Below are 20,414 nucleotides of genomic sequence, written 5' to 3' on the forward strand. Positions count from 1 at the left end.
AATTAGTTAATATAAACGTTTTCGATTTGTTTGCTTAAGTATTTGAAGCAGAATTTGATTTGCCCTTCCGAATAGTTGCTACCTGCCTCCACGAAAATTGGCCCTTTATAGTTAGCCGCCTTTAGTGCCGCAAGGTATGGCGTAAAATCATCACCCTTAATTCCGGGTAATGTCCGCTCTGCATCCTCCGCAATTTCGCAATGAATAAGTAAATCTTTTGCATCAATAATATTTTGAGGAGGCTCATGCTCCCTCCTCATATGGAAGATATCTGCGTTTAGCCTGAAGTTGGGATGGTTAACTGACCTGACAATTTCAGCTGCAGATTTCACCGTATTGATAAAATTGGTTTCTTTAGTTTGAAGATTCTCCAGCGCTATTTTAACATTATATTTGGCCGCAATTGGTGCTATCTTTTTACAAAGTGATACAAATGCACCTTTTGCTTTTTTAACATCGTAATCATCAGGTAATCTGCGTGCTCCCCCACTTCCTAAAACAATCAAACTCACTCCAGCTTTTTGGGCACGACTAAACAGACTATCCACATACCCAAGTACAACTGCATCATTAACATCCGGACCGGCGATTTTCATATTGCCGGGAAACATCACGTTGCACATATATAATTTCGATCGCAATTTACTGATCGACTGGAGGTTACTATTGAATTTTTCTTCTGATAGAGAAGGTGAAATCATTCTGCCAACTGATTCTCCAATAAACTTAAATCCAGCGGCACGAATTAAACTATCTTTTTCTATCGGGGCAACGATACCCAGTGGAACAAATGATTTATTTATTGATTGAAAACCAAACACAAAAGAGGAAAGAAGAAATATGAGGATGATCGTTCTTAGTTTCATGTTCAGTTTTACTTGGAAGATATTTTATACATCTTTTCCATTTAGGTAAAATCTAGTTTTTATTCCATTTGGTTAGTGGCTTTTAAGCCATATATCTTCACAAAATAAGGCTTTTAACTGAAAAACATTAAAACGGTTTAGTAACATTTTAGAAACGGGGGAAGTTTGCCAGATCATTCCGAACATTTTACGTGGAATCCGAGCAAAGCCAATGCGCCTTGTTATTCCAATTCATATCTAGCCTTAAATAGTGGTAGAAAAGAAAATGTCGGATCACAATAGTTAAGTAAGGTTTAAAGAGCTAACTTTAGGCGCTAGTTCTAAAAGCGAAAGCCCTTCAGAAAATAAATCCTGAAGGGCTTTATAATTTCTTCAATTATAGAAACCGCCAAATTTTATTAAGATAGCTTAACCTAGTAACGCTAAACTTTCCTCAATAATCTTTATTTTAGCTTCTGCATCTGCCTTTTTATTGCGCTCGTTTGCAATAATTTCTGGTTTGGCATTTTGAACGAAACGTTCGTTGCTCAATTTGGCATCAACCGATTTTAGGAAACCCTGTAAATAAACCAAATCAGCATTTAAACGAGTGCGCTCGGCATCAACATCAATGTTTTCTGTTAAGGGAATGAAAAATTCATCTTTACCAGCCATAAATGCTGTTGCACCTGCAATCTTATCATTCACCATTTCAGCCTGAGAAACATTTGCTAATTTGAATATGACATTCAGCCATTTTTCATAGTAGATCTCAGAATTTACTTTTAAACTTAACGGCAAAGCTTCTTTCGGAGAAATCTGTTTTTGATTGCGCACATTTCTAATCTCGGCAATCACGGTTTTAATCACCTCCGCGTCTTTCAATAAATTTTCGTCTATTGAGCCACCTTTCGGGAATTCGGCAACGATACAGCAATCCATTTCTCCACGCTCTGCAAACAAATTATCATGCCATAATTCTTCCGTTAAGAAAGGCATATTTGGGTGCAATAACTTAATGATATTCTCAAAAAAAGAGATGGTTGCTTTATAGCTTTGAGCGTCAATTGGCTGTTGATAGGCAGGCTTGACCATTTCTAAATACCAAGCACAGAAATCATCCCAAACCAGCTTGTAAGTGATCATTAATGCTTCCGATAAACGGTATTGTTTAAAGTTCGCCTCAATTTCTACAAGCGCTTCATTGAAACGATTCTCGAACCATGAAATGGCCTGTGTATTTGGATTTTCTAAGCTTTCATCAACTTCCCAGCCTTTAACCAAGCGGAAAGCATTCCATATTTTCGAAGCGAAATTACGCCCCTGTTCGCAGTAACTTTCATCGAACATTAAATCATTTCCTGCCGGAGACGACATTAACATCCCTACACGCACTGCATCGGCTCCATATTTTTCAATCAATCCTATCGGGTCTGGAGAGTTGCCTAAAGATTTAGACATTTTCCGCCCCAGCTTATCACGTACAATTCCGGTTAAGTAAACATTAGTAAATGGTTTCTTGCCCATAAACTCATGCCCGGCCATAATCATGCGCGCCACCCAGAAGAATAAAATTTCAGGCGCCGTAACCAAATCATTGGTTGGGTAATAGTAATTGATATCTTTATTATTGGGATTTTTAAATCCATCGAAAACCGAAATTGGCCATAACCAGGAAGAGAACCAGGTATCCATTACGTCCTCATCTTGCCTTAAAAAAGGTTCCAGCTGATGCTTAAATCCAGCCTTTTCAGTTTCTGAATGATTTTCGTTTAAATGTTTTTTATTCCAGAATTCTTCTAAGGCTTCATCCTTTGTTTTGGCAACTACCCAGTTTCCTTTATCATCGTACCAGGCCGGAATGCGTTGCCCCCACCAAAGCTGACGGGAAATATTCCAATCGCGAACATTCTCCATCCAGTGACGATAGGTATTTTCGAATTTATTGGGAATCAGGTTTACCTCACCATTTAAAACATCATCTAAAGCTGGCTGAGCCATCTCTTTCATGTTTACAAACCACTGCATAGAAAGTTTTGGTTCAATTGCAGCATCTGTACGCTCAGAAAAACCAACCTGCGATTTATAGTCTTCAACTTTATCCAAGTGACCCGCCTCTTCCAGCATTTTGGCAATTTTTTTACGGGCAACAAACCGGTCCTCACCCACTAGAATAACCGCCAATTCATTTAAAGTTCCATCATCATTCAAGATATCGGTTACTGACAAGTTGTGTTTCACACCTAGCTCATAATCGTTCAAATCATGTGCAGGGGTAACTTTTAAACAACCTGTTCCAAACTCAATATCAACATATTCATCCTCGATAACCGGAATTTCATGGTTCACTAGTGGCACAAAAACCTTTTTACCTTTTAGGTGGGTAAACCGTTCATCGTTCGGGTTAATACAAATTGCGGCATCAGCCATTATCGTTTCCGGACGGGTGGTAGCTACAACAAGATAGTCGGAAGCTTCACGTCCAGAGTCAGCAGTCTTTTCACTAACTATCGTATAGCGGATGTAATACAGCTTTTGGTTTACTTCTTTACGGATTACTTCCTCATCAGAAACAGCCGTTTTACCTGCCGGATCCCAATTCACCATTCGGATACCACGATAAATCCAGCCCTTTTTATACAAGTGAATAAAGGAATCGATAACGGCTTCAGAAAGATCTTCCTCCATCGTGAAACGTGTACGGTCCCAATCGCAGCTTGCGCCTAATTTCTTTAATTGTTCTAAAATAATCCCACCATATTTCTCTTTCCACTCCCATGCGTATTTCAGAAATTCCTCGCGGGAAAGGTCTTTTTTATTAATACCCCGTTCCTTTAACATCGCCACTACCTTTGCTTCGGTTGCGATAGATGCATGATCAGTTCCCGGAACCCAGCAAGCATTTTTGCCTTGCATACGGGCTTTACGAATCAACACATCTTGAATGGTATTATTTAACATGTGCCCCATATGCAGCACCCCGGTAACATTTGGCGGTGGAATTACAATAGTGTAAGGTTCACGCTCATCAGGCTCGGAATGAAAAAACTTTTTCGATAGCCAATAGCTATACCATTTATCTTCTGTTTCTGCAGGATTGTACTTCGTGGAAATGCTCATGAAAAATTATTCAGTATCAATTTAAGTGGCAAAAATACGTTTTTAGGGGCAAAACTTAAAGTAGAATTCATTTGACAAGCCAGATGTGCATTTCATTGCAAAGTCAGTCCTGCTTTTCGTTGCAATCTTTTTGCGAAAGTTGGTCTAAGTTCGTTTAAGGCCTGCATCAAAAAGTATTTACACTACAATCAGTTTAGAAAATTCTGTCTGCTACTCCTTTGATCATTCGGCCAATGCAAATTGCATATTTTGGCTGAAGCCAACCAACAAAATTTAAAAGGCCAGGAAGCTAAAGCAACATGCAATGAAATGCGAAAAAATTATCGGGTCTTCCTTCATTTCCGTTGATTTCAATCAACGGAAAAAATTAAAATCTTAATCCAAATCTGCAAAAACATCATCCAGAAGAAGCTCGAAACGGGGGAAAACAGACGAAGTAATCTTTTCGCTCAGGGTAAATATTTTTGAAGGCTGAAATTTACCGATATTGTTAAGAGTGTAAATAAGAATGTTTGATCACTTTGGCTAACCACCCAATATTCTTTCACACCAAACTCTTCATAAACCTGATATTTATTTAGCAATTCCTTTTTGTTATTCCCTGTCGAGAGAATTTCAACAACAATATCAGGAGCACCAATGCAACCGCGATAATCCAATTTACTTTTATCGCAAATTACACAAATATCAGGCTGGAGCACCGTAAAAACATCCTTATCAGCTTTACTTTCCTTCGGAAATCGAACATCAAAAAGGGGCAGAATAAACTTTACAGTTTTGTTTTTTGAGAAAGTTAAAGAGAGGATTGAAAATGTTTCTCGATATTTCCTAATGCACCCGTGAAGCCGCAGAGCTCATTTTAAAGATTTTTCCTTTAATTAGCTCTACCCTCTCTTCAAAAAGCCAGTTTAAGTAATTCGCATATCTATAAGTCAACGATGCATCAATATCATTGAGTTGACGAACGGGTTCATCATGTATTTCAGGATATGGAATTGGCTCAGACATAACCAAATATACTCAATTCTGTAGTAAATCAAAACCGCATCTTTTGAATCCTGACGGCGTTCAAGATAGCCAATAATGCTACTCCAACATCTGCGAACACTGCTTCCCACATGGTTGCCAAGCCCCCTGCCCCCAAAATTAAAACCAAAGCTTTCACTGCAAAGGCCAAGACTATATTTTGAATGACTACTTTTTTTGTTGCTTTGCCGATTTTGATTGCAGTTGCAATTTTCGACGGCTGGTCAGTCTGAATTACCACATCGGCTGTTTCTATCGCCGCATCACTACCCATAGCGCCCATGGCCATGCCAATGTCGCTGATGGCCAAAACGGGTGTGTCGTTTATTCCATCGCCCACAAAAGCGACAACTTTAGTTCTATCCTTTTTAATTTCCTCGAGTTTAGCAACCTTATCTTCCGGCAGTAAATCACCGAAATAAGAATCAATACCTAAAACACCAGCCACCTTTTTTACAATCGATGTCTTGTCTCCACTTAACATGACAACTTGTTTTACGCCATTTTCATGCAGTTGTTTAATAGCCAATACTGCATCCTCTTTAATTTCATCAGCAATTAAAACGTAGCCGGTATATTTTCCATCTACAGCCACCACCACAATACTTTCTTCTATATCCTTTATTTTAGTGTCGAAATCGATTTTAAATTTCTCCAAAAGTTTAACGTTTCCAGCCAGAACTTCTTTGCCGTTAACCACCCCTTTTAAACCCATTCCAGCAATTTCCTCAATATTTTCTGCAGTATGAATGTCTTTTTCCGCGGCATATTCTACAATGGCTTTCGCGATAGGGTGTGTAGACTTCCCTTCAACAGCAGCTAATAATGTTATAAATTCATCTTCATCAATTAAACTCTCTACCTGCTGAACGTTGAATACTCCTCTGGTAAGCGTTCCGGTTTTGTCCATTACAATTGTATTTAGTTTGGCCATCAGATCTAAAAAGTTAGAACCTTTAAATAAAATTCCATGAGCAGAGGCAGCGCCAATCCCACCGAAATAACCAAGGGGAATAGAAATAACCAAAGCACAAGGACAAGAAATGACCAGGAACACAAGTGAGCGGTATAGCCAGGTTTGAAAATGATAATCTCTACCCAAAAATAAAATCGGGACAGTAACCAGAGCCAACGCTAAAAAGAATACGATTGGCGTATATATTTTAGCGAATTTACGGATAAACAATTCCGTTTTTGCTTTACGGGTTGTGGCATTTTGTACCATCTCTAAAATCCGCGAAAGCGCACTATCTGCAAAAGCTTTGGCTACTTTAATTTCAATAACCCTATCCAAATTCAGCATTCCCGCTAATACCTTTTCGCCTTTATTAATGGTTTTTGGCTTACTCTCACCTGTTAAAGCAGCAGCATTGAAACTGCTTTTTTCTGATAGCATGTCACCATCTAACGGGATTTTTTCACCAACTTTAACCTGAATAATTTCCCCAATGGCTACCGTTTCCGGATTTACGGTTTCGTATTTCCCGTTCCGCAACACACTGGCTACATCAGCCCGAACATCGAGTAAGGCAGAAATATTTCTCTTCGCCCGGTTTACTGCGGCCATTTGAAAAAGTTCGCCGATGGTATAAAATAACATGACTGTAACACCCTCAGGGTATTCGCCAATAGCGAAAGCGCCAATGGTTGCAATAGACATCAAAGAAAATTCGGTAAAAAAATCTTTGGCTTTGAAAGTTTCCCAAACCTCTTTTAAAACCGGAATGCCTACAGGTAAATAAGCTACGATATACCAAAACGGACGAATGATTTTAAATGCATCGATCTTTAAAAAATTATCGAAAACAATACCAATAAGTAACATGATTAACGTTACTGTCGCGGGCAAATATGCCTTAAATGAAGACGGATCGCCACCGTGATCATGATCGTGCTCATCACCTTCTGCGTGCTTATGCTGGTGCTGATCTTGGTGTGGTTTGCTACTGCAACAGTTATCTTCTTTATCGTGTGGATGACTCATTTATCTCTTTTTCGTTGTGAAAAGCAACATCAGTTTCTCTTCGGTTTCTGTGTTCCCGCTACCGTTTCAAATCCTCACCTGATGAAAAATCGGGTTTCGGGTTTTCTACTTTATCGGGTTTAGGTGGCTAAAATAGATGCACAATTTAAAGTTAGCTAAACCCGACGAAAGCGATACCTTTTTTGTCGTATTACATCAAAGCTTCACACTGCAATCACAAAAAAGGTAAAGCATAGGCGGGAATGTATTATCGGATAAAAAACTAAATGCCCATTTCCGAATTCTGTTCAACTAATAGATAATCTTTCAAATTTAAACTTTATTCTAAATCATTCTTAATAGCTAAAATTTTCTGAAGTACACAATAAAAGATGTTAAAAAATGTTAATACTGTAATAAGATTCAAAAATCATGAAATCGTTAAAATTCCATTTTTCACCAGCTGAATTTATTAGACGTTTGGGCTTAGCCAAAATTTACTATTGGTTTAACAAGTAATATTCTTGGTATATTGTTTCAGTATTAATTAGTATTTCATAAATTTCGCTGTTAAAACTAACTTTAAAAGCGAATGAAATATCAAAATTTGAAAAGTTATTTTGCAGGGCTAGCTATAGTTGCTGCTGCCTTTTCTGCAAATGCACAAACCACCAGAAAATTTATCGACCCGGCAAATATGGATTTATCCGTAAAACCAGGCGATGATTTCTACACTTACGCAAGTGGTACCTGGATAAAAAACAATCCGGTTCCGGCGAAAGAAACCCGCTGGGGATCATTCAACGAGCTTCGCGATTTCAATATTAATGCCGTAAAATCTTTAGTAGAAGAAGCTGCCGCAGATAAATCTGCGCCTGCAGGTTCGGTAAAACGTAGAGTAGGCGATTTTTTCGCTGCCGCAATGGATACAGTTGCCATAGAAAAATTAGGCTACACCCCTATTAAGGCCGATTTAGAAAAAATTAAACAAATTAAGGATATTCAAGGCGTTCTTGACCAGGTGGCTTACATGCGTGTGAGTGGAATTGGGAGTCCAATGTTCGGCCTTGGTGTGGGTCAGGATCGTAAAAACGTTAACAAATACATGGTGAACATTGGTCAGGGCGGAACCACTTTACCTGACCGTGATTATTACCTGAAGGATGATTCAAGAAGCGTAAAAATTCGTGAAGCCTATAATATTTACATTACCACCCTGTTTACTTTAACTGGAAGCACAGCTGAAGAAGCTAAGAAAAAGGCAGAAACAGTATTTCGAATTGAAAAGCAGTTTGCTGAGGCCCAAATGAGCCGCTTAGAGATGCGTGACCCTTATGCAACTTACAACAAACTTACTGTTGCTGAATTGAGCAAAAAAACGCCTGACATTAACTGGGCAAATTATTTAACCAAGTTTAAAATCAAAGGTCAGGATACCCTATTGGTTTCTTCTCCTAAATTTATGACCAGCCTTGATGGAATGCTAAAATCTATCCCGGTTGCAGACTGGAAAACTTACTTAGAATGGAACGTTTTAAAAAGTTCTGCCGGAAGCTTAAGTTCGCCCTTTGTTAAAGCAAGTTTTGCTTTTACCCAGGCACAAACCGGTCAGAAAGTTCAAACACCACGTTGGCAACGCATGTCATCTTTAACAGATGGCACTATTGGCGAGTTGTTAGGTCAGTTATATGTAGCTAAATACTTCAAACCAGAAGCGAAAGCCCGTATGGATGCGATGATTGTAAACCTTCGAAAAGCGTTCGAAATCAGAATTAAAGGTTTAGAGTGGATGAGCGATGAAACAAAGAAAAAAGCACTGGAGAAACTTGCCGCATTCGAACCTAAAGTGGGTTATACCACTAAATGGGAAACTTATACAGGCTTAAACATTAACAGGGGAACTTATTTCCAAAATCTTCGTAATGCAAGCGTTTGGGGTTACAATGAAAATGTTAACCGATTAGGCAAACCGGTGGATAGAACTCGTTTCGGTATGACTCCACCTACGGTAAATGCTTCTTACAGCCCAACAATGAATTCGATTACCTTCCCTGCCGGGATTTTACAATTTCCATTCTTCGATCCAAATGCAGATGATGCTTTAAATTATGGTGGAATTGGCGCAGTTATCGGACATGAAATGAGCCATGGTTTTGATGATAGCGGCAGCCAGTATGATGCAAAAGGTAACTTAAAAAACTGGTGGACTGCTGAAGACCGTAAAAAGTTTGAAGAAAAAACAAAAGCTTTGGGTGAGCAATTTGATGCTTACACTGTTTTAGATACGGTTCATGTTATCGGCAAACTAACAATGGGCGAAAACATTGGAGATTTAGGTGGACTTAACGCCGCTTATACTGCATTTAAAATGACTAAACAAGGTCAGAGCAACGATAAAATTGATGGTTTTACACCAGATCAACGTTTCTTCCTGGCTTGGGCGCAGGTATGGAGAGGCAATATTCTTCCAGAAAGTGCAGCTCAGTTAATTAAAACAGATCCACACTCACCTGGTCCGTACCGTACAATTGGTGCTCCGGTAAATATGGATTCTTGGTACCAGGCGTTCGACGTAAAACCTGGCGATAAATTGTACAAAAAACCAGAAGACAGAATTAGAATGTGGTAACACTGAAATAAATGATTTAAAGATCGAAGTCGAAAGCTTTCTACATCAGTTTTTAAATCCCTATAGTTTTTCATCTCGAAGAGGAATATCAAACCTATCATGCAAACGTCCCGGCCATCCGGGACGTTTTGTTTTACCAAGGTTTTCTGCAACATGCAAAAGTCAAAACTATATCCATCTATGAATTAAGAAAGCTGAGCAACAAAAAATATGGTTATTTTAGTAAATATTAAATATCATCCTATCTTTGAATAACATAAGTATCATACATGAGAAGCATTATTAAAGCACTTTTTATTTTAGGTTTAGCCTTGTCAGCTAATATCAGTTTTGCACAGGATAACTTGATAAGCCTGGATGCACTGATCAACAAAACCGATCCTGCGTGGCCATTGGTTAAAAAGTGGATTGATGCAGCAAAAAACAAAGTTGAGGTTCTGCCTGTAGATTCTGCTAAAGCGAAACAGACATTATATAACGCTCAGGTTTCTACCTATGCCACCCTCGGATCTGTAATTTACAATACCGGAGGTATCATGGTTGATAATGGTTGGATCAGAATTTTAGGATCGGGAAGTGAGCGTTTAAACAGAGATATTGCCAGCTGGAATAAAGAAAAAACCATTAAAGAATTTGGTGATAAAATCCCTTACCTATTAATTGCCGACGATGCAATCGGCGGCTTTTTCGCTATAAATTATGGTGGTTTGGGGCCCGATATTAAAAATGTTTACTACCTTGAACCGAATACGTTAACCTGGCAACCGCTTGGAGCTGGATATGGAGAGTTCTTAATTTTTTGCTTCGATAGCGATCTAAACAAATTTTATAAAGGCTTACGTTGGAGCACCTGGAACCAGTTTATTGGAAACCTGGAGGGAACTAAAACCTACAGTTTCCGACCATATTTGTGGGAGAAAGACACCGACATAGAAAAATGTAGCAGAAAGCTAGTTGGCATCGAAGAAATGTATCGTTTCAACATCTTAAAATCGAAAGAACTTAACGCAGATGCGGGAATCAAAAAAGACGATTCAAAACAGTAATGCTGAAAGCGATCTATAATTCCTGATATTTGGCCTGCGTTTTCTTAGGAAGTTTGGCTAATACCAAAGCTCTTGACTGCGCTACAAGACTTTTTAGTTCCTTGTCGTTAAGCACATCCAAGCTAGCAACTTGAATCCATTGGCGTTTTGCTAAGTGATAGGCTTGCGCAATTCCATCTCTCGCTGTCAAGGTATCGAAATCGTCAGGGTTGCATTTAATGGAGAAACTTGATCCGGAATCAATCGCGACGATTACATAAATTTTCTCCTCAATCATAAAACACAAATGATCCCATTTCATACCTTCGGTAGTACCTGGTAAACTTAAGCAGTATTCTCTAAATGATTCGATATCCATTTTAAGTTTAGGGTTTAGGGTTTAGGGTTTAGGGTTTAGGGTAAAAACAGCGAATTTCGCTATGTTTGCAACTATTATAATTTTAAAACGAAAGTAATAATTCTTCACTAAAATAGTGAGAGCCAAATATCTCATAATTCTGGTTCCATTTTAATTAATCATGAATATTCTTACCCAAACCGCCGACGGTTCTAATACACTTTACAATGAAACGATAGGCGAACATTATCATAGTAAACACGGCGCCTTGCAAGAAAGTAAACATGTTTTCATCAATGCTGGCTTAGCGCATGCTGCGACTGAAAAAACTGAAATATCGATTTTGGAAGTAGGCTTTGGAACTGGGCTCAATTTTCTCTTGAGCTTCGATTATTGTATGCAAAATCAAATCAAACTTGATTATGTGAGCATCGAAGCATTTCCACTTGCCATAGATCTATTAAACGCAACAGGTTACGCTGCATTCGTATCGCCAGATATCTGGGAAAATTTTATCACCAACTATGAGCAAAGTTTAAAATCGAAGCAGCATTTATCTTCGCACTGCGATTTAGAAATTGCGCACACCGAACTTGCACCATTTACTACAGATCAGAAATTTGATGTAATTTATTACGATGCTTTCTCTGTTCAACACCAGCCTGAAATGTGGAGTGATGAAATTATTGCCCATGTTTGCAGTTTTTTAAAACCGGGCGGAATCTTTGTAACTTATGCCATTACAGGAAAACTTAAAAGAGCCATGAAAGCTTGCGGTTTCTCTATTGAGAAACTACCTGGAGCACCAGGAAAAAGAGAGATGCTCAGGGCTTCCAAAAGAATGGAAAATGAATAATGAGGTAAATATTTAGAGACAATACTCGCCTGTCCTTTCTGACACAAATCCGACCGGCTGAAAAAAACCACTTAAGTACATAATTGTTGACCTTATACTAATAATCATCATTATGGAAAAAAGAACTTTAGGAAAAACCGACCTAACTATAGCGCCCATTGTATTTGGAGGAAATGTATTCGGTTGGACAATAGACGAGCAAAAGTCATTTGAAATATTAGATCACTTCGTTGAAAGTGGATTCAATTTTATTGATACCGCGGATGTTTATTCGACATGGGTTCCTGGTAATAAAGGCGGTGAATCAGAAACGATAATTGGCAACTGGCTAAAAAAGACGAACAAGCGCCAGGAAATTATAATTGCTACCAAAGTAGGCTCTGACATGGGTCAGGGAAAATCCCTTAAAAAAGACTACATCATTAATGCTGTAGAGCATTCGCTTTCGCGTTTGCAAACGGACTATATCGATTTATATTTTTCACATTTCGACGACGAAACTACGCCTGTTGATGAAACTTTGGGAGCTTATGAATCACTGATTAAGGCAGGGAAAGTACGGTGGCTTGGTGCCTCGAATTTTTCGGCTGATCGTTTAAAAGAATCTTTGCTCTTCTCTGCAAACAACAATATTCCACGCTACGAAGTTTATCAACCCGGCTACAACCTTTTTGATCGGGAAGAATTTGAGCAATTACATGAAAAAATATGTCTCGACCATGGGCTGGGTGTCATCACCTACTATTCGCTGGCAAGTGGATTTTTAACCGGAAAGTATCGCAGCGAAAACGACTTGAAAAAAAGTCAGCGGGGTGGTGGTGTTAAAAAATTCCTAAACGAAAGAGGTTTTAAAATTTTGGATGCGCTAGATAAAGCTGCAGAAACGTATGGCGTTGAGCAAGCATCGGTAGCATTAGCATGGCTACTGCAAAGGCCTTCAATTACCGCCCCAATAGCAAGTGTTACTGATTTACGTCAGCTGAAATCATTTACGGAAGCAGCAACTCTAAAACTCACTGCTGAAGATATTTCTCTTTTAGATCAAGCGAGCAGCTATTAAAAATATTCTCTTATATTTAAATGCCCGATTAGTGAAACAATTAATCGGGCATTTTGTATTAAACAGGATTTTTATATAGCCATGAAAGAAAAACTCACTTTTCTACCCAAGCTCGCCCTTGTACTGTTCTGTTTAATAAGTTTAACCTACATCGCTATTTTAGGGCATTCGTTGTTGGCGCCACTTTTATTTTCTTTCCTGATGGCAATTCTACTTTTGCCAGTCAGTAACTTTGTGGAACGAAAATTTGGATTCAAGAGAAGCCTTTCTACCATCTGTTCCGTTATTCTAATGATTGCCGTAATCGGCGGAATAGTTTACTTTTTTGGCAACCAACTGAGTTCATTATGGGCAGACTGGCCCCTGCTGAAAGAAAAAGCGAATGTTTCTTATCACGAGTTACAGAAATGGATTTCAACTACCTTCCACGTAAATACTGAAAAGCAGCTTGCTTACTTGAATGATAGCACTGAAAAAGCGCTGGCTACAAGTGCTACAATTGTTGCCACTACCTTGGCCACATTATCATCAACCTTGTTGTTTATGGGTTTTACGCTTCTTTTTACCTTCTTTATACTTAACTACCGCCGGGTACTTTTCACTTTTTTAACCTCGGTTTTTGCAGCACAACATAAAGAAAAGGTTACCGAAATTGTGAACCAAATACAGTTTATCATCAAAAAATATATCATTGGTCTATTCTTACAGATGCTAATCGTAACGGTTTTGATGATCACGGTACTAAGTTTACTGGGGGTAAAGTACGCTGTTTTACTTGGCCTTGTGGCCGGCATCTTCAATGTTGTACCCTACCTTGGAATTTTCTTTGCTTTGCTGGTAAGTTGCTTAATTACTTTTGCCACTGCCGGTGCAGGTAAAGTACTGCTTGTTTTAATCGCTTATATTGGCGTTCATGCTATAGACGGCAATATACTGATGCCTCTTGTAGTAGGTTCTAAGGTAAAAATTAACGCTTTATTTGCCTTTATTGGCATTATAATTGGCGAGATGATTTGGGGAATATCAGGCATGTTTTTATGTATTCCATACTTAGCTATTTTAAAAATTATTTTCGACCGCGTAGATAACTTGAAACCTTGGGGCATTTTAATGGGTGAAGAACATAAACCAGAAAAGAAGAAGCGGGTGTATCGCATCACGAAAAAGATTAAATTAGAAGAAAAAGATTAACAAATGCCTGAAAATAGGTCACCTCACATATTAAGTACATCAGCCAATTTATTAGGAATTTGCTTCATCGTATTAACTTCGCTAAAGAAATTAAACCTGGTAGATGATTCTATAATTGATGAATTTGCGGTAGTGGCAGTGATGCTTTTTATGACGAGTTGTATATTATCATTCATATCAATGCGAAGGGAAAGACAGGAAAGTCAGAACTTGGAAAAAGTTGCCGATTTTGTTTTTCTAACAGGTCTGGTCGTGCTATCTGTAGCTACTATTTTAATTGCATTCAATTTAATCAAGTAATTTTGCCCGGTGTCATTCATTATTAACTACGGAAAGTGAAACCTCTATTTATTCTTCTTGTTGTTTATATAGCATTGATGGCTTTCGGTGCCCATACCGCGTTTGATAAAGGCGAAATTTTCGCAGGAAACATTGCGATGGCGGTCATGTTGGTCTTTACTGCTATTGGGCACTTTAAATTTAAAACTTCCATGGCCGCAATGATTCCGCTATTTATCCCCAAAAAAGTAGAAATTGTAATCTTTACAGGAATACTAGAAATTGCTTTTGCCATTGGACTTTGTATTGAAAGTACTCGCTATTATTCCGGAATCGGCCTGATCGTTTTCTTATTGGCAATATTGCCAGCTAATATTTATGCCGCAAAACATCAAATTAACTACGAAAATTTATATAAACCGGGCCCAGGTGTAAAATATTTATGGTTTAGAATTCCTTTTCAGCTTTTCTTAATCGCCTGGGTTTGGTACTTTAGCGTTTGCTAATAAAAATACCATGCCTAAAAATCCTATTCCTGTTACCGCTAACAATCCCGCTGACGCTTTTAACCGCTTGCTAACTGTTTTAGATACCTTGCGTACGCAATGTCCGTGGGATAAAAAACAAACTATGGAAACCTTGCGCCACCTTACCATTGAAGAAACTTACGAGTTAAGTGATGCCATACTGGAAGGCGATTTACAGGAAATCAAAAAAGAACTAGGCGATGTAATGATGCATTTAGTATTCTATGCAAGAATCGCTTCAGAAACTAATGCTTTCAATATTGTTGATGTTTTAAATGGCGTTTGCGATAAGCTGGTTAACCGTCATCCACATATTTATGGTGATGTAGAAGTAAAAAACGAGGAAGATGTAAAAAGAAACTGGGAACAAATCAAACTAAAAGAGGGCAATAAATCGGTTTTAGCTGGCGTTCCAGCTTCTTTGCCCGCCTTGGTAAAAGCTGCCAGAATTCAGGAAAAAGCCCGCGGAGTTGGTTTCGATTGGGAAGATAAAAGTCAGGTTTGGGAGAAAGTTGAAGAAGAGCTTCAGGAATTTAAAGCTGAATTTAACGTTGCAGATCAAACCGCAATCGATATAGACAAGGCAGAATCAGAATTTGGTGATGTGCTTTTTTCATTGATCAATTATGCCCGATTTATCAACATCAACCCCGAAAATGCTTTGGAAAAAACAAATAAGAAGTTTATCAAACGTTTTCAATACTTAGAAACCAAGGCAAAAGAAAATGGTAAAGCCCTGGCAGATATGACGCTGAGTGAAATGGATATTTATTGGAACGAAGCAAAGAAATTGTAGCATGAACTTTGGAGAAAACGAAGCCCCAAAAAACCTAATTGGTATCATTACTTTTAATGTTACCGCAACGCAAACTGTTGATGGAGGTGTTATTCCGTGGGTTAATATAGGCAAGGCAAATGAGGAAATCTTGAATCTGATAGATGCTGATGAAATCGTGATACCTGAACATGAAATTACTGTTGTTATCGATTACCCGCTAACAAGCCCAATATCTTTTCAGTTGTTTTCTGCTATCGGTTTCTCCCGGAAGTTATTACTGATAGAAATTAGAGAGCAGTTTTTAAGCTTAGCCAAAGCAGAAACGTTAGATGTTTCAGCGATTGATTTGGTAGCTTTGGATGTTTACAGAACCAATTCTGATAAAATAGAAATTACTTTGGATATTGATGTTTAGTAAAAAATACCATCAACATAATACCATTTCCCCTCTTGGAATTTGAAGTTCGATTTTTCATGGAGCACTTCAGTTTGAAATTTGCTATTCAGATAATAGGCCTTAAATTCAACTTTATCATACGTTGCTGAAATAATTTCTAGCTTAAGCCATTTGGTATTTTTAGCACTTTTTAGATAAGCATCTTTCGAATTTTCTTTACGTTTACTGATGTGCGTAGTTTCGAAAAGATAATCTGCATCTGCTACAACAAAGGCCGAATACCGCGAACGCATAAGCATCTCGGCTGTAGGCGCATTAGTGATTTTTAAATGGTATGGCTGGCAGCAATTTTCATATGCTAGTTCCGTTCCGCAGGGACAAATCATCATTTAGCTTTTGATTAACGAACAAATTTAGGATTAAATATTTCCTCTGCTAAAATTTCCGTAAAATTGCACTCGAAAATAATGAGGTATTTCTTTCACATTGCATATCAAGGACAGTACTTTAGCGGTTGGCAGAAACAGCCTGGCGTTAAGAGTGTACAAGAGGTTATTGAGCAAACCCTTTCTAAAATATTAAAGTTGCCAATTGCCATTAATGGCTGTGGAAGAACGGACGCACATGTTCATGCAAGTCAATTTTTTTTTCATGCTGACATAGAAAAAGCGATTGATTTTGATCTGCTTTACATATTAAATAAGGCGCTTCCCTATAACATTGCTGTGTTCGACATTATCAAAATGGAAGGCAAGCCACATGCCCGTTTTGATGCCGTTCAACGCAAGTACGATTATTTTGTACACACCTACAAAGATCCTTTCTTAAGTACTCAAAGTTCATTTTACCAGGTCAATGATCTCAATTTTGATAAAATGAAAGCTGTGGTAAAGCTTCTGCCAAAATATAAAGATTACAGGGCTTTTTGTACCCATCCAGACAAGTATGAACATACCATTTGCAATGTAATGGAAGCCGATTTATCTGTAAATCCGAAAGGAGATCGTTTCCGTTTTCACATTGCAAGCAACCGTTTTCTGGGTAAAATGATTCGCATAACGATGGGTAAAATTTTAATGGTAGGTAAAAATGAACTGAGCATAGAAGAGTTTGAAAATGACCTGATCACCCTGCAAGCATCAAAATTATCATTACCAGCGCATCCAACAGGATTGTATTTATCAAAAGTAACCTACCCGTACTTAAACCTAGAACCTAGAACTGATTTTATTAGCCCCTTACCAGGAACTGAATGGATTTCAGTATAACTGTAGCATTTTCAATGTCAGTTTCGTTTTACCAATAAAACAAGAACAACAATGATGAAAACGCTTAGCTACATCCTCCTTTCAGTGTTATTAACCAGTTTCGGTTGCAAGAAAAAGAACCTAGAAACCAACTCAAGCATCGAATTTGCGTTGAACAAATCGCAGATGGTTAATTCTGCAAACGTCACGGTCACCAATATCACCGATAACCGTTGCCCTCCAAATGCAGATTGTATTACCGCTGGTAAGGCTGAGGCGCAGCTCTCGGTAAAAGTTAATGGCGAAACCAAAGATTTAACGCTGTGCATTGGCGGAGATTGCAACAAAGCCGGCTTATCAGATCAACAAGCTTTCAGTGTTGCAAGCGTAAATTATACCGTTAAACTTGTTGAAGTAAATCCATACAATACTTTTGAAAAAGCGGTTGTGCCAAAAACGGTAAAACTGCAAGTAACAAAAATGTAATTCCGATTTCAGTCAAATAAAAAAACCTCTAAGATTTATAAGTCTTAAAGGTTTTTTATTTGCTTTCAGCTTTAAGCTTATTTAAGCGTCAATTTTAGCATATTTTGCATTACGCTCAATAAACTCTCTACGTGGGGCAACTTCATCGCCCATTAACATAGAAAAAGTATGGTCGCATTCTGCTGCACTTTCAATTGTGGCTTGTAGTAAAGTACGGGTAGCAGGATTTAATGTAGTATCCCAAAGCTGCTCGGCATTCATCTCACCCAAACCTTTATAACGTTGAATATGCACACTATCTTCTTTACCTGCACCTTTTAAACGTTGTACAGCCGCATCGCGTTGTACGTCATTCCAGCAATATTCAAATTCTTTACCTTTTTTAACCTGATAAAGAGGTGGTGATGCAATGTAAACATATCCAGCTTCAATTAAAGCCCTCATGTAACGATAAAAGAAAGTCAGAATCAACGTTGTAATGTGCGAACCGTCGATATCAGCATCCGTCATGATAACGATTTTGTGGTAACGGAGCTTAGTTAAGTTTAATGCCTTATCATCTTCCGGTGTACCAATGCTCACGCCGATTGCAGTAAACATATTTTTAATCTCGTCGTTTTCGTAAATTTTATGCTCCATCGCCTTTTCCACGTTCAAAATTTTACCTTTTAAAGGTAAAATAGCTTGAATATTTCTATCGCGACCTTGTTTAGCGGTACCACCCGCCGAGTCACCCTCTACCAGGTAAATTTCACATTTTTCAGGATCACTGTCAGAGCAATCGGCTAGCTTACCTGGCAAACCAGAACCACCCATTACACTCTTCCGCTGAACCATTTCACGAGCTTTACGAGCCGCAGCACGAGCAGTAGCCGCCAAAATCACTTTGTTGATGATCATTTTAGCTTCTTTGGGATTTTCTTCCAAATAAGCACCTAAGGCCTCACCAACCGCGATATCCACAGCACCCATCACCTCACTGTTACCCAACTTAGTTTTAGTCTGCCCTTCAAATTGAGGCTCTTGAACCTTAACAGAAACTACAGCAGTTAAACCTTCTCTAAAGTCATCACCGGTGATTTCCATTTTCAGGTTTTTCAACAATCCTGATTTATCAGCATAACTTTTTAAAGTACGTGTTAAACCTCTACGAAAACCGGCAATGTGTGTTCCACCCTCATGTGTATTAATGTTATTCACATACGAGTGAACATTTTCCGAATAACTGTCGTTGTATTGGAAAGCCAACTCAACCGGAACACCATTTTTTATACCGTCAATATAAATTGGTTCAGGTAAAAACGATGCACGGGTACCATCTAAAAATGTAACGAACTCTTTTAAACCACCTTCAGATTGAAAAACTTCTGACAAAAATGAACCATCTTCCAACGTTTCACGCTCATCAGTAAGTGTTAGTTTAATTCCTTTGTTAAGGAAAGCCAACTCGCGTAAACGACTGGCAAGAGTATCATATTTATATTCAGTAGTTTGCGTAAAAATAGTAGCATCCGGACTAAAAGTTACGATCGTACCACGTTTGTCGGTAGTTCCAACTTCTTTTACATCATATTGCGGAACACCAATTTTGTATTCCTGCATCCAAATTTTACCTTCGCGATGCACTTCTGCTTTTAAATCGGTAGATAATGCATTTACGCAACTTACCCCAACACCGTGTAAACCACCAGAAACTTTGTAAGTATCTTTATCGAATTTACCACCTGCGTGTAAAACCGTCATTACAATTTCAAGCGCCGATTTATTTTCTTTCGTATTAATACCAGTCGGAATACCACGACCATTATCTTCTACTCTAATCGAATTTCCTTCTAAAATTCTAACGTCAATAGTATCTGCATGACCGGCCAAAGCCTCATCAATCGAGTTATCTACAACTTCGTAAACCAGGTGGTGCAAACCTTTTACACCGGTATCACCTATATACATCGAAGGGCGCTTACGCACCGCTTCCAAACCTTCTAAAACCTGTATATTATCTGCCGAATAATTTGACTTTAAATCTTGTTCTTCGCTCATATATTAATTAAAAACTATAAGTATCAAAAATACGGAAATTTTGGCAATTAAACTAATATGTGGATAAGTTTTAAGACGTTAAAAACTTATCCATAAAATGGCTTATCGGGTATTTAAATGAGGATTTGGAAAGCAAAACCAGCTCTTCCGATGGATGTCAGTCCCGCTGTCCATTACAAGGCTCAATGAAGAATTGAGCGCTTTCCATTTTCATCGGGTTTAGGTGGCTGAAATCTGCAACTATTAACGACAAAAAACCGAATTAAATCACGTCAAAACACATGAAAAGTTCCTACGGAACGAAATACCAAATCATTATTTTTTTTCTACCGAGGAGACGTCCAGATGGGACGAAGCAAGTGTTTAAATAGTGGCAGTGGTGATATAATGACATATCAATTTGTCACGGTTTGTTTCCTACATTTAGCTGATGGTATAAGCCTTAATTGAGCTACTAAAAAAGCAAGCAATGTATTTTTTATTCCGTAGGAATATTTCATCGGAAAAAAAACAGACGACGGATTTTTTCGTACCGTAGGAGCGTTTGATTGGTAGAAAAAACACCAAATTATGTCGTTCTATGAGAA

19 protein-coding genes are annotated in these 20,414 nt (G+C 38.3%); 11 read left to right on the forward strand and 8 right to left on the reverse strand.

Annotated elements, in window-relative coordinates; all coding sequences use genetic code 11:
* Positions 1-2: 2 nt before the first annotated feature.
* The 5 genes from OQZ33_RS04950 to OQZ33_RS04970 form a co-directional block, all read right to left on the reverse strand.
* Positions 3-866, reverse strand: a complete 864-nt coding sequence (locus tag OQZ33_RS04950; RefSeq protein WP_265797954.1) for a sugar phosphate isomerase/epimerase family protein — start codon at positions 864-866, stop codon at positions 3-5.
* A 408-nt stretch (positions 867-1,274) separates the two neighbouring features.
* Entirely contained in the window at positions 1,275-3,965 is a 2,691-nt protein-coding gene (locus OQZ33_RS04955; protein ID WP_265797955.1) for a valine--tRNA ligase, read from the reverse strand.
* 449 nt (positions 3,966-4,414) lie between these two features.
* Positions 4,415-4,666, reverse strand: coding sequence for a Uma2 family endonuclease (locus tag OQZ33_RS24255; protein WP_265797957.1), 252 nt, complete (start codon positions 4,664-4,666; stop codon positions 4,415-4,417).
* A 127-nt stretch (positions 4,667-4,793) separates the two neighbouring features.
* The gene (locus OQZ33_RS04965) at positions 4,794-4,973 is read right to left on the reverse strand and encodes a hypothetical protein (RefSeq protein WP_265797958.1); all 180 of its coding nucleotides are present in this window, start codon (positions 4,971-4,973) and stop codon (positions 4,794-4,796) included.
* 28 nt (positions 4,974-5,001) lie between these two features.
* Positions 5,002-6,975, reverse strand: a complete 1,974-nt coding sequence (locus OQZ33_RS04970) for a heavy metal translocating P-type ATPase (RefSeq protein ID WP_265797959.1) — start codon at positions 6,973-6,975, stop codon at positions 5,002-5,004.
* A 571-nt stretch (positions 6,976-7,546) separates the two neighbouring features.
* On the opposite strand from OQZ33_RS04970, the gene OQZ33_RS04975 reads away from it, so the two are divergent.
* Positions 7,547-9,583, forward strand: a complete 2,037-nt coding sequence (locus OQZ33_RS04975) for a M13 family metallopeptidase (protein WP_265797960.1) — start codon at positions 7,547-7,549, stop codon at positions 9,581-9,583.
* 269 nt (positions 9,584-9,852) lie between these two features.
* Positions 9,853-10,629 carry a DUF2625 family protein gene (locus OQZ33_RS04980; protein ID WP_265797961.1) on the forward strand — a complete coding sequence of 259 codons (777 nt, stop codon included), beginning with the start codon at positions 9,853-9,855 and terminating at the stop codon, positions 10,627-10,629.
* 13 nt (positions 10,630-10,642) lie between these two features.
* Here the strand turns inward: OQZ33_RS04980 and OQZ33_RS04985 are convergent, their stop codons facing one another.
* Positions 10,643-10,987: an MmcQ/YjbR family DNA-binding protein gene (locus tag OQZ33_RS04985; RefSeq protein WP_265797962.1), complete on the reverse strand. Its 345-nt coding sequence runs from the start codon at positions 10,985-10,987 to the stop codon at positions 10,643-10,645.
* A 160-nt stretch (positions 10,988-11,147) separates the two neighbouring features.
* Between OQZ33_RS04985 and mnmD the strand changes: the two genes are divergently transcribed.
* The 7 genes from mnmD to OQZ33_RS05020 all read left to right on the forward strand — a co-directional run bounded on the left by mnmD (position 11,148) and on the right by OQZ33_RS05020 (position 16,072).
* Positions 11,148-11,822 carry a tRNA (5-methylaminomethyl-2-thiouridine)(34)-methyltransferase MnmD gene (gene mnmD, locus OQZ33_RS04990; RefSeq protein ID WP_265797963.1) on the forward strand — a complete coding sequence of 225 codons (675 nt, stop codon included), beginning with the start codon at positions 11,148-11,150 and terminating at the stop codon, positions 11,820-11,822.
* 112 nt (positions 11,823-11,934) lie between these two features.
* Positions 11,935-12,882: an aldo/keto reductase gene (locus OQZ33_RS04995; protein WP_265797964.1), complete on the forward strand. Its 948-nt coding sequence runs from the start codon at positions 11,935-11,937 to the stop codon at positions 12,880-12,882.
* An 81-nt stretch (positions 12,883-12,963) separates the two neighbouring features.
* A complete protein-coding gene (locus OQZ33_RS05000) occupies positions 12,964-14,073 on the forward strand; it encodes an AI-2E family transporter (RefSeq protein WP_265797965.1) in 1,110 nt (369 codons plus the stop codon).
* Positions 14,074-14,076: 3 nt separating this feature from the next.
* Positions 14,077-14,373: a hypothetical protein gene (locus OQZ33_RS05005; protein ID WP_265797966.1), complete on the forward strand. Its 297-nt coding sequence runs from the start codon at positions 14,077-14,079 to the stop codon at positions 14,371-14,373.
* A 35-nt stretch (positions 14,374-14,408) separates the two neighbouring features.
* Positions 14,409-14,858: a hypothetical protein gene (locus tag OQZ33_RS05010; RefSeq protein ID WP_265797967.1), complete on the forward strand. Its 450-nt coding sequence runs from the start codon at positions 14,409-14,411 to the stop codon at positions 14,856-14,858.
* A 10-nt stretch (positions 14,859-14,868) separates the two neighbouring features.
* Positions 14,869-15,675, forward strand: a complete 807-nt coding sequence (gene mazG, locus OQZ33_RS05015; protein WP_265797968.1) for a nucleoside triphosphate pyrophosphohydrolase — start codon at positions 14,869-14,871, stop codon at positions 15,673-15,675.
* A gap of 1 nt (position 15,676) precedes the next feature.
* Entirely contained in the window at positions 15,677-16,072 is a 396-nt protein-coding gene (locus tag OQZ33_RS05020; RefSeq protein WP_265797969.1) for a hypothetical protein, read from the forward strand.
* Here OQZ33_RS05020 and OQZ33_RS05025 read toward each other — a convergent pair.
* Positions 16,069-16,443 carry a YchJ family protein gene (locus OQZ33_RS05025; RefSeq protein ID WP_265797970.1) on the reverse strand — a complete coding sequence of 125 codons (375 nt, stop codon included), beginning with the start codon at positions 16,441-16,443 and terminating at the stop codon, positions 16,069-16,071. The genes OQZ33_RS05020 and OQZ33_RS05025 overlap by 4 nt on opposite strands.
* Before the next feature lie 78 nt (positions 16,444-16,521).
* Here OQZ33_RS05025 and OQZ33_RS05030 point away from each other — a divergent pair, with 78 nt between their 5' ends.
* Entirely contained in the window at positions 16,522-17,322 is an 801-nt protein-coding gene (locus tag OQZ33_RS05030; protein ID WP_265797971.1) for a tRNA pseudouridine synthase A, read from the forward strand.
* A gap of 51 nt (positions 17,323-17,373) precedes the next feature.
* Positions 17,374-17,787 carry a hypothetical protein gene (locus OQZ33_RS05035; protein ID WP_265797972.1) on the forward strand — a complete coding sequence of 138 codons (414 nt, stop codon included), beginning with the start codon at positions 17,374-17,376 and terminating at the stop codon, positions 17,785-17,787.
* 81 nt (positions 17,788-17,868) lie between these two features.
* Here OQZ33_RS05035 and gyrB read toward each other — a convergent pair whose 3' ends face one another.
* Positions 17,869-19,827: a DNA topoisomerase (ATP-hydrolyzing) subunit B gene (gene gyrB, locus OQZ33_RS05040; protein WP_265797973.1), complete on the reverse strand. Its 1,959-nt coding sequence runs from the start codon at positions 19,825-19,827 to the stop codon at positions 17,869-17,871.
* Positions 19,828-20,414 lie beyond the last annotated feature (587 nt).

It is taken from the genome of Pedobacter sp. MC2016-05 (genome assembly GCF_026239735.1).
Lineage (GTDB): Bacteria > Bacteroidota > Bacteroidia > Sphingobacteriales > Sphingobacteriaceae > Pedobacter.